This is a genomic window from Dongia rigui (assembly GCF_034044635.1).
In the GTDB taxonomy this organism is placed as follows: domain Bacteria; phylum Pseudomonadota; class Alphaproteobacteria; order Dongiales; family Dongiaceae; genus Dongia; species Dongia rigui.
On record NZ_JAXCLX010000002.1, the window covers coordinates 597,274 to 611,332 of the forward strand.

Annotated in this window: 17 protein-coding genes; 9 read left to right on the plus strand and 8 right to left on the minus strand. The window is 60.0% G+C overall.

Annotated elements, in window-relative coordinates:
- The first annotated feature begins 375 nt into the window (after nt 1-375).
- From SMD31_RS14335 to SMD31_RS14345, 3 genes are read left to right on the plus strand one after another with little or no spacing between them, the layout of a single operon-like run.
- A complete protein-coding gene (locus SMD31_RS14335) occupies nt 376-804 on the plus strand; it encodes a hypothetical protein (protein WP_320501582.1) in 429 nt (142 codons plus the stop codon).
- Nucleotides 791-1,309, plus strand: coding sequence for a helix-turn-helix transcriptional regulator (locus SMD31_RS14340; protein ID WP_320501583.1), 519 nt, complete (start codon nt 791-793; stop codon nt 1,307-1,309). Before SMD31_RS14335 ends, SMD31_RS14340 begins: the two co-directional genes overlap by 14 nt.
- A gap of 5 nt (nt 1,310-1,314) precedes the next feature.
- The gene (locus SMD31_RS14345; RefSeq protein WP_320501584.1) at nt 1,315-1,845 is read left to right on the plus strand and encodes a DUF6941 family protein; all 531 of its coding nucleotides are present in this window, start codon (nt 1,315-1,317) and stop codon (nt 1,843-1,845) included.
- 118 nt (nt 1,846-1,963) lie between these two features.
- Here the strand turns inward: SMD31_RS14345 and SMD31_RS14350 are convergent, their stop codons facing one another.
- Entirely contained in the window at nt 1,964-2,197 is a 234-nt protein-coding gene (locus tag SMD31_RS14350; protein WP_320501585.1) for a hypothetical protein, read from the minus strand.
- Nucleotides 2,198-2,341: 144 nt separating this feature from the next.
- Between SMD31_RS14350 and SMD31_RS14355 the strand changes: the two genes are divergently transcribed.
- Both SMD31_RS14355 and SMD31_RS14360 read left to right on the plus strand, forming a co-directional pair.
- Nucleotides 2,342-2,995, plus strand: coding sequence for a glutathione S-transferase family protein (locus SMD31_RS14355; protein ID WP_320501586.1), 654 nt, complete (start codon nt 2,342-2,344; stop codon nt 2,993-2,995).
- Nucleotides 2,996-3,156: 161 nt separating this feature from the next.
- Nucleotides 3,157-4,419 carry a flavin-containing monooxygenase gene (locus SMD31_RS14360; protein ID WP_320501587.1) on the plus strand — a complete coding sequence of 421 codons (1,263 nt, stop codon included), beginning with the start codon at nt 3,157-3,159 and terminating at the stop codon, nt 4,417-4,419.
- 78 nt (nt 4,420-4,497) lie between these two features.
- Here the strand turns inward: SMD31_RS14360 and SMD31_RS14365 are convergent, their stop codons facing one another.
- The 3 genes from SMD31_RS14365 to SMD31_RS14375 form a co-directional block, all read right to left on the minus strand.
- Entirely contained in the window at nt 4,498-4,653 is a 156-nt protein-coding gene (locus tag SMD31_RS14365) for a hypothetical protein (RefSeq protein ID WP_320501588.1), read from the minus strand.
- A gap of 112 nt (nt 4,654-4,765) precedes the next feature.
- Nucleotides 4,766-5,020, minus strand: a complete 255-nt coding sequence (locus tag SMD31_RS14370; protein WP_320501589.1) for a hypothetical protein — start codon at nt 5,018-5,020, stop codon at nt 4,766-4,768.
- 378 nt (nt 5,021-5,398) lie between these two features.
- On the minus strand, nt 5,399-5,794 hold the full coding sequence (locus SMD31_RS14375; protein WP_320501590.1) for a YcgJ family protein: 396 nt from the start codon (nt 5,792-5,794) through the stop codon (nt 5,399-5,401).
- A 185-nt stretch (nt 5,795-5,979) separates the two neighbouring features.
- Between SMD31_RS14375 and SMD31_RS14380 the strand changes: the two genes are divergently transcribed.
- Both SMD31_RS14380 and SMD31_RS14385 read left to right on the plus strand, forming a co-directional pair.
- On the plus strand, nt 5,980-6,393 hold the full coding sequence (locus tag SMD31_RS14380; protein WP_320501591.1) for a cytochrome c: 414 nt from the start codon (nt 5,980-5,982) through the stop codon (nt 6,391-6,393).
- Between the two features lie 298 nt (nt 6,394-6,691).
- Nucleotides 6,692-7,036, plus strand: coding sequence for a hypothetical protein (locus tag SMD31_RS14385; protein WP_320501592.1), 345 nt, complete (start codon nt 6,692-6,694; stop codon nt 7,034-7,036).
- A gap of 102 nt (nt 7,037-7,138) precedes the next feature.
- On the opposite strand, the gene SMD31_RS14390 is transcribed toward SMD31_RS14385, so the two are convergent.
- The 3 genes from SMD31_RS14390 to SMD31_RS14400 form a co-directional block, all read right to left on the minus strand.
- Nucleotides 7,139-8,005, minus strand: a complete 867-nt coding sequence (locus SMD31_RS14390; protein WP_320501593.1) for a FecR family protein — start codon at nt 8,003-8,005, stop codon at nt 7,139-7,141.
- Between the two features lie 242 nt (nt 8,006-8,247).
- Nucleotides 8,248-10,233: a DNA topoisomerase IV subunit B gene (gene parE / locus SMD31_RS14395; RefSeq protein ID WP_320501594.1), complete on the minus strand. Its 1,986-nt coding sequence runs from the start codon at nt 10,231-10,233 to the stop codon at nt 8,248-8,250.
- A 120-nt stretch (nt 10,234-10,353) separates the two neighbouring features.
- Nucleotides 10,354-11,004, minus strand: a complete 651-nt coding sequence (locus SMD31_RS14400) for a pentapeptide repeat-containing protein (protein ID WP_320501595.1) — start codon at nt 11,002-11,004, stop codon at nt 10,354-10,356.
- Between the two features lie 190 nt (nt 11,005-11,194).
- Here SMD31_RS14400 and pseC point away from each other — a divergent pair, with 190 nt between their 5' ends.
- Entirely contained in the window at nt 11,195-12,403 is a 1,209-nt protein-coding gene (pseC, locus tag SMD31_RS14405) for a UDP-4-amino-4,6-dideoxy-N-acetyl-beta-L-altrosamine transaminase (RefSeq protein WP_320501596.1), read from the plus strand.
- Nucleotides 12,404-12,475: 72 nt separating this feature from the next.
- A complete protein-coding gene (mscL, locus tag SMD31_RS14410) occupies nt 12,476-12,889 on the plus strand; it encodes a large conductance mechanosensitive channel protein MscL (RefSeq protein WP_320501597.1) in 414 nt (137 codons plus the stop codon).
- Here the strand turns inward: mscL and SMD31_RS14415 are convergent, their stop codons facing one another.
- On the minus strand, nt 12,890-14,053 hold the full coding sequence (locus SMD31_RS14415; protein WP_320501598.1) for an SGNH/GDSL hydrolase family protein: 1,164 nt from the start codon (nt 14,051-14,053) through the stop codon (nt 12,890-12,892). It lies immediately after the preceding gene.
- Nucleotides 14,054-14,059: the final 6 nt, after the last annotated feature.

The window sequence follows — 14,059 nt, forward strand, 5'->3', positions numbered from 1 at the left end:
GTCGCTCCGACCATTTATTTTCCGAGAAAATCAAACTGTTAAAGAATCTCTGTAGGGGGGTCGCTAGCCGAGTTCGATGCGACTGTGCGTGAACTATGAGCGGGCCAAGGATTTCTATACGGCGACTGGGGCCTGGGGTCGCGAAAGAGATGGCGTTCATTTCCCAGCCCAGAGACGGGTCCTGATTTTAATTCTAATAGCCGGTACGCGCGGAGATTGCGTTGGCCGGAGGGCGCGTTAGGCTTTGTAGAGTTGGAGAATCATCGCCAACGGATACCGATGGGACGACGGCGAAATTGGATAAATTGCCCGTTCAATTAATGTTCACATCGAAGTGTGTTGCCGGTAGTTGCAATATAATGCAAGGTTGCCTACATGTCGGTTAAGCGAAAAAGCCTTGCTACGGTCTTTTCCTCAGCAAACGACGGTACCAACCGAAACGTCTTGATGACGGAGAAATGTAAAGCCGAATTCGATGGTATCGGTGATGTAAGAACGCGTGCTTTCCTCCGTGCAACGATGGGAAAGTTTGCGCGCGCCATCACCAGTCAGGATGAGCCCAGAGAGAAAAAGTTCAAGCGCTTGGGTAGGCATCCCACGGGCGGCAAGTGCGGTGAACGAGTGATTTGCGAGTTCAAGAAGGATGTGTATCGAATTTATGGCGTTGAGGAGGTGGTTGATGGGGTGGCTTCGATTATCTTGACGCTTGCCTCGAGTAGTGGGAAGGGCGGGGCCGGGGGCCGTCAGCACATCGATATCAGGACAGCGGCTGAGAGATTTGGGAGTTGGTATGATGGGAAATGAGGTCGGGGTGACTGGGGTGACGTTTGGCAACGAACGCGTCACCGTGGAGTCGGCAAGTCATGAGGAAAAGGTCGATATCCTTTTTGCCGAATATGTCAGCGACATGATCCATGCAATCGAGCGTGTCATGGCGGAGAGTGGCATCACACGCGCGAAGATGGCAAAGCTTCTTAAGAAGAGCGCTTCGACAATCTCGCGCCAGCTTGATGGCGAAGCCAATCTGAGTGCACGAACTATTTGCGAATACATGGCCGCATTGGGTGATCGTCCCCTAGCGAGCACAGCGAAGTACGAGAAACTGGTCGCGAACAGGACTGCTCAGGATGTGATTTACGCGGCTAAGGATGGCCACAATTACGCAATCCTAATTGGATCTGGCGCGTCAAAGGCAAAGGCCCTTTCCGCTGGGAGCGCTGGTTCAAATGCAACCAATTGGAACTTGTGGTCGACGTATGTGGTCCCTAGTCGAGACATGACGGCTTCTCTACCTACACTACGAAAGTGATACGCATGAAGTACCGCTTGGGTACGCTAACAATCTGTGACGATGTGCGTCTTGAGATTAATGGCAAGGAGACCATTGTTGGGCTCTACAACAATGTCCTTGTAGTTCCCTCCGTCCCTCACCGTATGCTGAAACTGTGCTTCCGATTACCGTTGTTTCTAGCCGAACCGGTTTCGAGCAAAGCTAAATTCGAAGTTTTCTCACCGTCCGGCAAGGTTATGCTATCAGCTGAGGGCGATATTGAAGTCAAGACTATCGAAGAAGAGTCACCGGCACCATTTACCATCGCCGTGGGCAACGCACTGCTCCCTGAGTTCGGAACGTACCACGTGAAATTCATAATTGGGCCGGGCAAACCTAAACGTGTCGCCAGTTTTCTGGTGCGACAACCGAGGCCTGGGGATCCGATTGTCGAACTTGGCCCTGTTTTCTTAGGGGCGCCAAATGCTGCTGTCCCAGAACCGTCCAAACCGGCCCAGTCTGTTAAGAAAACTAAGACTGCAAAATCATCAAATCCGACCCGACGGAAGTCCTGATTTTGTCCTACCATCTGTGCTCATGACGACCGCAACCAACATCACGCGCCGTGCGAAGTAGTCGGGTGATCAGCGCGGCGATGAGGTTGACCTCACGTTAGGGGCGCAGATCCCAATCTCAGCCAACGGGCTCGAACCGGTGGATCATCGAGTTGCTGATGTCGCCAATGCGGTCAACGAGTTTTGTGCCCGCGACTCCCAGTAGGGCTTCCACGTGCTCGCCCGCAACGTCGATCGTGGCTTCATGCCGATCTTCACTAGAGAGTTCATGATCTACCCGACGCTCCGCCAGCAATGAGGCGACAATGGCCTCCAATGCCACGATGCGGCTCTTTAAGTCATTGCTATCCATTTTCGGAGTCTCCGTTTGAGAATTGAAGCTATGCTGAAATTACCATCAAAATCCGAATCAGATCGCGATTCCTGGGGGCCAAGGCTTACGCACGATGGCGATAGCTGCATCATCGTGAACCTTCACTTTGAAGGTGAATAGGTCTTGAGTGCCATCTACACCGTCTACGGAGCCATTGGCTCCGGGTCTGTGCCGATTGAGGCGGCCCTCAGCCTGATCGGGTTGCCTTATCGCGTTGAGGATCACGCGCCTTGGGAAGGTGCTGCGCGGGCAAGCGACCTGACGCGCATCAATCCGCTGCTTCAGGTGCCGGCCTTGGCGCTGCCGTCGGGCGAGATCATGACGGAGAGTGCGGCGATCCTGATCTGGCTCGCCGATGCTTTCCCTCAAGCGCGGTTGGCGCCGGCGGTGACTGACTTGGCGCGGCCGGCATTCTTGCGTTGGATGAATTTCGTCTCCTCGGCGATCTATGCGCTCTATTGGATCTCGGATAATCCGGCGCGGGTCGTTGATCGTGCGGAGGATCATGAATCCGCCAAGGCGCACATCTATGACCGCATCGCGCATTGCTGGGGTGTGATGGGGGCGCAAGTGAAGCCCGGCCGGTATCTTCTTGGTGACGATCTCTCCGTGCTCGATCTTTACGTGGCCACGGCCTCGCGCTGGTCGCCTGGGCGGCGGCGTTTTGATGAGGTGGCACCCGGGCTGGCGGAAGCCGTGCGGCGCACGGATTCCGATCCGCGCTTGGCGACGTTCTGGGCCGAGCGCTTTCCGTTTGTGGATGGCTGGCAGAGCTGACGCGCCACGCCCCCACAGGGGCATGCCGTGAACCCGTAGATTACCTTTACCTATCTCGAACCCAGGGAAATAGTATTTTCTGATCGGTACGGGCGCTGCTAGATCTTTCCTCCAGTCGGTTGCACGGTCCGGCATGTCGGACGAAGGAAGAGGCTGGTTCTATGCAGGTTGAGAAGGTGGACACGCTGGTCGTTGGCGGTGGTCAGGCGGGCCTCGCCATGAGCGAGCATTTGAGCAAGAGCGGTCTTTCGCATGTGGTGCTCGAGCGGCATCGCATTGCCGAGCGCTGGCGCTCCGAGCGCTGGGATTCGCTGGTGGCCAATGGTCCGGCCTGGCACGACCGTTTTCCGGGCATGGAATTCCCCGTCACCGGGCCGGATGGTTTTCCATCCAAGGAAGAAGTCGCGGATTACTTCGCGGCCTATGCCAAGATGATCGCCGCCCCCATTCGCTGTGGTGTCGACGTGAAGCGCGTGGAGAAGAACGCGGGCCGGCCGGGTTTTCGCATCGAGACGAGCCAGGGTGTGTTCGAGGCCAACAACGTCGTGGCCGCGACCGGCCCGTTCCAGGTGCCGATCATTCCTGCCATGGTCCCGGCTGAGACAGGGATCGTGCAGATCCACTCCAGCGCCTATCGCAACCCGGCGCAGATGCCGACGGGTGCCATTCTGGTGGTCGGTGCGGGCTCGTCCGGCGTGCAGATCGCCGATGAACTGGCGCGCGCCGGCCGGCAGGTGTTTCTCTCCGTCGGCCCGCATGACCGGCCGCCGCGCGCCTATCGGGGGCGGGATTTCTGCTGGTGGCTGGGCGTTCTCGGCAAATGGGATCTCGAGACTCGCGGCCCCGGCATGGAGCATGTCACCATTGCGGTGAGCGGTGCCCATGGCGGCTACACGATCGATTTTCGCCGCCTTGCAGCACTCGGCGTGACGCTGGTCGGGAGGACGCAGAGTTGCGAAGCGGGCGTGATGCGTTTCGCCGGCGATCTGGTGGCGAATGTCGCCAAGGGCGATGCCAATTATCTGTCGGTGCTGGACGAGGCCGACGCCTTCATCGCGGCCAACGGCCTTGACCTGCCACCCGAGCCAGAGGCGCGCAAGATCGATCCGGATCCGGCTTGCATGACGCATCCGATCCGTGAACTTAATCTTGCCGAGGCAGGTGTCACGTCGATCATCTGGGCGACGGGCTTCTCCGCCGATTACAGCTGGATGAAGGTCGATACCTTCGACGAGAAGGGGAAGCCGAAGCATCAGCGCGGTGTGTCGGAAGTGCCGGGCATCTACTTCCTTGGCCTGCCATGGCAGTCAAGGCGTGGATCGAGCTTCATCTGGGGCGTTTGGCACGATGCAAAGTATCTGGCCGACCGCATCGCGACCCGCCACAAATACATGGAATATCACCGCACCTCGGCAGCTTTGTGACCGCGGGCCTATCAAGCAAGGCCCGCCGACGCAGCCGATACGCCGCTGCGAAATCGTCCCTCTGGCTCAGTCCCAGCGTCAGGTCACCTGACGCAGGAAAACCAGCGCCGCGACGACCAGGAAAATCAGGATCGGCAGCACGATCGGTGAGGTGAAGTACTTCATGCCATTTTCTCTCCGGACAAGGGGGGCCTGACGCTGCCGGCAGGCGGAATGCATGAGGGGTGCCGGCACAAGCAGTCTCGTGGGCCAAAGAGCCGTCGCTTGTCCGGCGCCCACATCGCCTCGCCATCGCTTCCGATAGCATCAGTCCCGGCCGGCGGATGATGCCGGCGCGTCGATGTCGCTATTTGGTCCTGGTAGCCTTTTTGGCGGGGGCTGCCAGCTTGGCGGCCAGTGCTTGCTGCGCCACCTCGCGGTCGCCGGCTTCCTTTGCCAAGCGGGTCGCGCGGAGCTGCGCGGTCCTTTCAGCAAAGACGGCGCTTTCCTTTGCCTTCTCGTTCAGCATTTCCTGCTCACGGTGCCGCTCGCGATTGCGTGTCTCGCGCGCAATGCGCTGCGATTCCTCAACCTGTCGGGACAATGGTTGGCGGGTGATCACGTTTGTTCTCCATCATTATTGAGTAAATGCAGGCGTAACGGAACAATCAGCAGCGATGGAGTGCTAAGGCCAGCGTGGCAGATCATTTGGCCTTGCGGAGACGGATCTCCGCCTGTGCCTCTCTCGGGCGACCCAGCGTGCGGGCGGCGAGGTTGTTATTCTGCCGATATCGACGTGAGAGTCGGTGTCGCGTTCATTGGCTGACGCCGTTCAGGCACTACGAGCTGCCTCGAAGGGCCCGTACTGAACATGTATCGCAAGCTTCGGCAGTGACCGGATCACTATAGGGCCCACCCGCGGCTTTGGATATCGATTATTTCCACAGGCTTTTCGGCAGCTGAGGATGCATCCGTGCGGCACTGAACGTCGGCGCGCGCTTCACGGCATCATGAAATAGGTCTGTGGCGTGCCGTAGGCTTTGTCGCGTTTCCATTTCCCGCGCGGGCCCAGATAGCGTTCAGTCTCGGCCGCATCGATGCCGTTGCTGGTGTAGCAGACATGCCTGCCGCGCTCGCAGACCAGCCCCGGACGTGGCGCGAAACGATCGGCGGACAAATACCCGACCGTCTCGGCATTCGGCTGTCCCCAGGGCAGGTGATAGCCATAAGGCGCGGGATTGCTATAGGCATAAGGCGTGCTGCGCAGGTCTTCGCCGGAACTGATGTAATGCTGCTGGATCGCCTCGCCCTGGTGATCGGCGGCGCAGGCGGCGAGCAGGCCGGCCAAGCTGGACACCATCCAACGTGACATGCGCAAGGCAGTTTTCCGGCCCAAGGCATTACTCCCAGCTGGGGGTTTCTTCGGCGCGCTCCAGAAACGGTATGGCGCTTGCAAAGTTCCTGGGGCGGTCCTTTCATGATGGGCCGATCCGCCCGTTCGGCCGCCGGAATTTCAGCTTGCTGTCAGCTTTCGCCGTCTACGGTTTCGGTGTCATCCGAAGACTCGAGGGAGGTACCCAGATGAAAGTCACAAAATTGCGCCTGGCATTGCTTGGCTTGATCCTGGCCGGCTGCGCCACCGGCCTTGGCCATGACCGGGAAGAGGCCATGGAAACGATCGGCGGCGCTTTCAAGCCGATCGGCGCCATGGCGAAGGCCGGGACATTCGACCAGGCCGAAGTTTCCGAGAAGGCAAAGGTGATCGCCATGGAACTGGAGCATTTCGGTACGCTGTTTCCCGATGCCTCAGATAAGTCGGGCACCACGGAAAAGGTCTGGAGCGATCGCGCCGGTTTCGATGCCGCGCGGAACGATGCCCGTGCCGCCGCGCTGGAACTCGCTGCCGTGACCGATGCAGCAGCTTTTCCGGGTGCGGTGAAGAAGCTTGGCGATGCCTGCGGGGCTTGCCATTCGACCTACCGCGCGGATTTCTAAACGCCCTTGCTGGGCGGGAGTGAGGGGGGCGGGGCTTGTTCCCGCCCCGTTGCTTTGCCGGAATGGTTAATGACCGCCGGACAGACGCATCCAAATATAGCCCCTCACACGCCTCTCACGTGGCACCCACGGCGTTCGATCAGGGGTATTTCGATCAAATGTGCGGGAAAAACTCACTTCACACATTTTGGTGTATCCACCGACAAGATTCGCCGGTTCATTTCCTGAATGGGAAGTGCCATATTTTGACTCGGAACTGACCGGTTTAGGCGAATGCGGCCTTTAGGGGCTGGGCGGCTTGGCCTTCGCTGAAGCGAGAATTGATATGATTGATGCTCCTGAGTATTTGCAACCAATTGTACCTCATACTGATGGCGACGCCGGTAACGGCGACGCCATCAGCCTTTCTCTTGCTGATTTGCTGCCTGACAGCAGCGGCGCCATTGTCATTGAAGGCGATGGTGGTGATCTCAGCATTCTAATTTTGACCGACGAGCCCGTGGTGGACGCCGGTGTCGTTGAAACCTTGGTGACGGCGGCGGGCGAGGATGTTTCCGGCCACGCGTTTTTTGCCTTCAGCAATGGCACCACGCTTTATGCGCCGCGCGAAGTCGATCTGCTGATCATCAACGCCGACGTTTGACTGGACGCTGTCCGGTCGCGCAATCGACTGCGCTATCATTGAAATGGAAAACGCCGGGACGCGATGTCGCTCCCGGCGTTTTCTTTTGCGCCACCAGCTTCTTTAGCTGTTGTTGCTGTCGTGGTCATGGTCATGGTCGCTGTCGTGATCATGACTATTGTCATGGTCACGATCGTTGTCACGGCCGCCATTGCCGTCCTTGTCGCAAAGGCTGGTATCGGGATCGAAGCAACGGCTGGTCCGCTTCCGGGGTGGCTGACTGGGATTCTGCTGCGGCGTCTGGGGCGCCTGCGGCAGGAGGTCGAGCGCCGGTGCCGCGCCAAGATCGAAGGGCACGTCCGCGCCAGGCACATCGGTCGCCGCCTGCCAAGCTTCGACCTGGGCCTTTGGCCAGCGGGTGATCGCCCCAAGACCGGTATCTGTCACAGTGACACCCAACGTGCGGGTCAGTGAAATCGCGCTGCGACCTGAAATCTCGTTCTTGCGCACGCCGACGCGGCCGCTCATGACCAGGACATCGCTCTGCGCCGGCATCGCGATGACGCCCCATTCGGTCCCGCGCACGGCCGTGATGGCCCGCGGCGTGCGAATTTCAAAACGTGAGGACGGCGTGGCCGGGGCCGCGAATGCGCGCAAGGCGCCGGTCAGCAGTTCCAGGCCAACTTGACGCTCGGTCCCGGGGCCACCGCTTTCGACTTCGGCAATCTCGAAATTGGCGAGCGAGCCCAGATTGATGACAGAGCCATCGATCAATTGCAGCCGCACCCGGCCGGTGGCGTCGGTTGCCAAACGGTCGCCGGTCTCAAGCGCCGCGCCCAGTTTCAACTGTGCCGTTGCATTGTCGCGGGTCACTGTTGCCGTACCGCTCAGCCTGACGACCTGGGCAACGGGATCGGCCCAGGCCATGGCGGTCGAAGCAAGAAGGGCGACCGCACCCCAAGCGAGATCGCGCAGAAACATCATTGTCATCTTCCGATAAGAGCCTTCATCAACGTAGTGGACAGGATACGGCACGTCCAGGTGCGTGGATGTGGCGTCCATCACCATTTGTCACCAGCGCCGCTTTGGCACCGGTGCAGGTTTGCCACAGTCGCACCTGTTCAGCGACCGCCTGAAGGCTTTGTCGGAACGAGGATGGCTTGGGTTCGCAGGTCCCCTCACACCGGGAGGCAAGAGAAAGCTGCGGCGGAAGGTGCGGGCGCCCTAGGACGTCAGATATCCAGATTCTGAGCGAAGCGGGCGTTTTCCTGGATGAACTGGAAACGCATCTCCGCCTTGCGGCCCATCAACCGTTCGACCAGATCGGCAGTCTCGCGCGCTTCTTCGCGCTCTTCCTCGTTATATTTGTGCGGGATGCGCACCTTGAGGAGCGAGCGATTGCGCGGATCCATCGTCGTCTCTTTCAGCTGATTGGCCGGCATTTCGCCAAGGCCTTTGAAACGGCTGATCTCGACCTTGCCGCGACCGGAAAACTCACCCTTGAGGAGCGCTTCCTTATGCGCGTCGTCGCGGGCATAGGCGACCTTGCCGCCCTGCGCCAGACGATAAAGCGGTGGCTGGGCGAGGTAGAGATGGCCGTTCTCGATGAGCTGCGGCATCTCGCGGTAGAAGAAGGTCATCAGCAACGAAGCAATATGCGCACCGTCGACATCGGCGTCGGTCATGATGACGACCTTGTCGTAGCGCAAGCGTTCTTCGCTGTACTTGTCGCGGCTGCCGCAGCCAAGGGCCTGGATAAGGTCGACCAGTTCCTGGTTGGCGGCGAGCTTGTCATTGGTGGCGGATGCGACGTTGAGGATCTTGCCGCGCAAGGGCAGCACGGCCTGGGTCTCGCGGTTACGCGCCTGCTTGGCCGAGCCGCCGGCGCTGTCGCCTTCCACCAGGAAGATCTCGGTCCCCGCCATCGCGTCCTTGGTGCAATCGGTGAGCTTGCCAGGCAGGCGCAGCTTCCGCGTCGCGGTCTTCCTTGAGAGTTCCTTGTCCTGCTTTTTGCGCAGGCGGTCCTCGGCCTTCTCGATCACGCGGTCGAGCAGGTCCTTGGCGCGGTTCGGATCGTTCGACAGCCAGTGGTCGAAATGATCCTTGATCATGTTGTCGACCAGGCGCGTCGCTTCCGGCGAGGCCAGCTTTTCCTTCGTCTGGCCCTGGAATTGCGGATCGCGGATGAAGACCGAGAGCAGCATCGCGGCGTTGCCGCAGATGTCGTCGGACGTGACCAGGCCGATCTTGCGATTGCCGATCAGCTCGCCATAGGCCTTCAAGGAGCGGGTGAGACCGGTGCGTAGGCCGCTTTCATGCGTGCCGCCTTCGGGTGTCGGCACCGTGTTGCAATAGGAGTTGATGAAGCCGTCCTCATCGACCGGCCAGGCGATCGCCCATTCGAGGCGGCCCTGTTCATCAGTGAAGTCTGCCTGGCCAGCATAGGGGGCCGCGGTGATGGTCTTGCGAGTCCCCAGCGTCATGTTGAGGTAGTCCATCAGGCCGCCGGGGAAATGCAGCACAGCCTCGGCCGGCGTGTCATCGCCGTCATGGACCAGTGTCGGGTCGCATTTCCAACGGATCTCGACACCGCGATAGAGATAAGCCTTGGAGCGGCACATGCGATAGAGCCGGCTCGGCTTGAAATGTGCCAGCTTGCCAAAAATCTCGGGGTCAGGATGGAAGCGCACCGACGTGCCGCGGCGGTTGACGTTGCCCTGGTTGGTGAGCTTGGTGACCGGCTTGCCGCGCTTGTAGCTCTGCACCCAGAGTTGCTTATCCTTGGCGACCTCGACGATGAGGTCGTCGGAGAGGGCATTCACCACCGAACTGCCGACACCATGGAGACCACCGGAGGTCTGGTAGACCTTGCCGGAGAATTTGCCGCCGGAGTGCAGGGTGGTGAGAATGACTTCGAGCGCCGACTTGTCCTTGAACTTCGGGTGCGGGTCGATCGGAATGCCGCGGCCGTTATCGCGCACGGTGACATAGCCGTCCTTGTCGAGCTCGACCTCGATCCGGCTGGCATGGCCGGCGACGGCCTCGTCCATCGAGTTGTCGAGCACTTCGGCGACCAGATGATGAAGGGCGCGTTCGTCGGTGCCGCCGATATACATGCCAGGACGCCGCCGGACGGGCTCAAGCCCTTCCAGAACCTCGATATCCTTGGCCGAATAATCGCCGCCCTTCTTGGACGTGCCTTCGAAAAGATCGCTCATGAGACTCCAGACCGTACTCGACTCGTTCGCGCCCAGGGCGCGGCGTGGGCGCAGTGATACCCATCCCGGGGCTGATCCCGCAAGGATTTGGTCAACATACTGATATAGAACGATATTAAATCAGTCGTTCGGCTGGTTTGAGCCTGGGTGGCGGCAGGAAAGGGCGCGGTGCAGCACGTCCGGGGCCACCTCGACCCCCATCAGGTTAGCCCGCCATAGATCCGCACCGTCGAGATTGGCACCGGAGAGATTGGAGCCTTTCAGGTTGGCGTCGGAGAGATCGGCACCGGAAAGATCGGCGTCCTTGAGATTGGCGCCGGCAAGGTTGCTGCCGGCGAGATTGGCACCCTGCAGCTTGCTTTCGGAGAGATCTGTCCCGGAGAAATCGCAGCCGGACAGATTGGCCATGGAGAGGTCGAGGCGGGGCAATTTCAGGCCCGACATATTGCGGCCGGTAAAGTCGGCCCGCTCACCGCCGTCGCCCCGCAGCCAATCATGATGCGCCCGCAGAATATCAAGCAACAGACGGACATTGCGCGACTTTGCCGCCCGTTCGCGCGCGTCGATTTCTTCCTTGGCTTCGAAATCGACATGGGGCGGCAGGGACGGAGAGAGGAGCTTCAGGCGCAACTGACGCTCGGCGTCGGCCTCATCCTCGGCCAGAATCTCGCCGCGTAGGGTCGGCAGACCTTTGCGTTGCTGAATGCGATAGACGAAAACCTTGGGACTGGAATCGCCGTCTGGAGGCTGGTTCTCGTCCGACGCTGTCATGATGCTGGGAGGCTCCCTGCCGGTCTCAACATGGCCGACTCACGCGGCCACCAAAACTATACCAAGCGATCCTTGGTCAGACTCTAAAGAAGAATGGTTAACAGAAATTGTTGGCAGACGTTCTGGCGCTGGCACAGGGGATGTTCAGCCGGTATAGATTTTCCTCCATTTCCAATGTCCTCCTGGAATCATGAGCACGAATTCCTTTCTTCCCTATGGTCGACAGAGCATCGATGCGGACGATCTGGCCGCGGTGGCCCAGGCCCTGCAGGCGGATTATCTGACCACCGGGCCTGGCGTTGGTCGGTTCGAGCAGGCCTTTGCGGCGGCTGTAGGTTCGCGCTACGCGGTTGCCAGCAACAGCGGGACGGCAGCATTGCACCTGGCCTGCATTGCGCTGGGGCTGCAGCAGGGCGACGTGGTGATCGTGCCTACGCTCACCTTTCTGGCCACCGCCAATGCGGCGCGCTTCTGCGGTGCGGATGTGATTTTTGCCGATGTCGATCCCGATAGCGGCCGCCTGACGCCAGCCGCGCTGGAAGCGGCTTTGGCGCGCGCCGGTTCGGCCAAGGTCAAAGCGGTGCTGCCCGTCCATCTCAACGGCCATTGCGCCGACATGGCGACGATCCGGGCGATGACCGAAGCCAAGGGCATCAAGATTATCGAGGATGCCTGCCATGCATTGGGCACCGTGCATCAATCGGGCAACAACAGCACCGCCAAGGTCGGCGCCTGTGCGCTTTCCGAGATGGCCTGTTTCTCGTTGCATCCAGTGAAGACGATGACGACGGGCGAAGGCGGCGTCACGACGACGAATGATCCCAAACAATACAAGACCATGATGCTCTATCGCAGCCATGGCATGGTACGGGAACCATCGGAGTTCAAGCACCGCGATCTCGGCTTTGCGCCCGATGGCCAAGCCAATCCCTGGTATTACGAAATGCAGGCGCTGGGCTGGAACTACCGCATCACCGACTTTGCCTGTGCGCTGGGTGAAAGTCAGTTGCGGAAGTTGCCGCGCTTTGTCGAACGCCGCCGCCAGTTGACCGCGCTCTATGACGCGCAACTGGCGGCACTGGCGCCACGCCTCAAGGTCGTCGCCAAGCAGGCGGGAGATGATGCCGCCCTTCATCTTTACGCCGTGCTGATCGATTTCGCAGCGATTGGTAAGTCGCGGGCGCAGGTGGTGGCGGAATTGAAGGCCAAGGGTGTCGGCACGCAGGTGCACTACCTGCCTGTGCACCAGCAGCCTTACTATCGCGACCTCTATGGCAAGCTGGATCTGCCGGGTGCCGATTCCTATTACGAGCGCCAGTTGTCGATCCCGCTCTATCCCGATATGACGGACCATGATGTGACACGGGTGGTCGATGCCTTGCGGGGCGTGCTTGGCTGACCTAACCTGATGCCAGCCAGAATGACGTCGGGCAGAATGACGTCGGGCAAAATGCTGAGGGAGGGGAGAACCGTGTTCAAGGAATTCCGCGATTTCGCCATGCGCGGCAATGTCGTCGACCTTGCCGTCGGTATCATCATCGGCGCGGCCTTCACCGGGATCGTCAATTCGCTGGTCAAAGATGTCCTGATGCCGCCGATCGGCTTCATCATGGGCGGCATCGACTTCAGCAATTTCTTCCTTACGCTCAGCGGGCCGCATTACGACACGCTGAAGGCCGCTCAGGAAGCCGGTGCCGTCACCATCAATTACGGCGTCTTTCTCAATGCCGTGATCAATTTTCTGATCGTGGCGTTTGCCATCTTCCTGCTGGTGAAGCAGATCAACCGCTTCAAGAAAGCGGAAGAGGCGGCACCGCCGCCTGGGCCGAGCGAAAGCGAGAAGCTGCTGGCCGAAATTCGCGACCTGCTCAAAAGCGGCCGCTGATTACTTCCTGCAGCCGAGGCTGTTGAAATCTGCCTCCGGCATCCGGTCGGGATCATCGTGCTTCAGGCTGGCATGACCCGCATTGTCGGCGATGAGCCGCTGGATCAGCGGCCGGTCGACCGCACTTTCCAGATCGGCGCTGGGATCGGCTGCAATCGCGTCGAGCACGCGCAGGTAAGTGACCTCGCCACCGTGAATGCCATCGACGAACTCGCAAGTATCAGTTCCGAGCGTCTTGGGATCATGGAAATCGAAAGTGAGGGCCGGCAGCGTCGGCAGGCGACGCTGCACTTCCTTCACCAGATTGGGTTCGGGCTGGGCGGCGATCCAGTCATAGACGGGGCCGGCGACGGGCGGCAGAATGAGGATCACTTCGGCGCCGGAATCCTGGAAGCGCTTTACCAGAGCCTCCAGGCGCTGCCAGGACTCCTCTGAAAAAGCATTGCTCGGCGCGCGATCGTTGCGCTTGGAATGGCGCTGAATATCCTTCAGCGTTTCCTGAAAGCCGATGTCGTTGCCACCGGCCTGCTCGGTCAGAATGTCACCGTAGTCGTAATGGCCGAACGGATCCCATCCGGCGTGCATGAACTGCGCCGGCAGGCCGATCGCCGGTTTCAACGCGCCGGGCTCGAGCAGCAATGCCTGCAGCCTTTGCCGCGTCAGTGTCCCGTCCCAAAGCCAGACGGCAGGCTGCACCAGTTCATGCAATGTCAGTGGCGTATCTGGTGATGCGTCGCTTGGCGCATCGGGTCGACGCGACTGGCTGAACCACCACCAATCGAGCGAGATGATGATGCGTTTGGGATGGTGAAGCTCGAGCAGACTGTCGGTGAAGATCTCACCTGATTCCAGATCACGCATCGCGCCGCCCGCATTGTAGGTCGGCACTTTCCAGGGTGCGCCGACGAATTGCATCGCGCGCGACGAACCCAGCAGGACAATGTCCGCCTTGGTCAGCCTTGCCCGCTCGATCTTATAGGGGCGCGGTCGATAGAAGAGCGCTGAACTGTAGACGACATCGGCGCCTTGCTGCAGCCTTGCTGCGGCCAGCGGATCGATCGTCTCGCCAGCGCGGTCCAGCACCAGGTAGGAGAGCCCGAGCGCGGACGCGGCGATCGCCACCGGCAGGGCAAAGAGGATCGCGTAACGCAGAAGTCGCGGCATACTGAC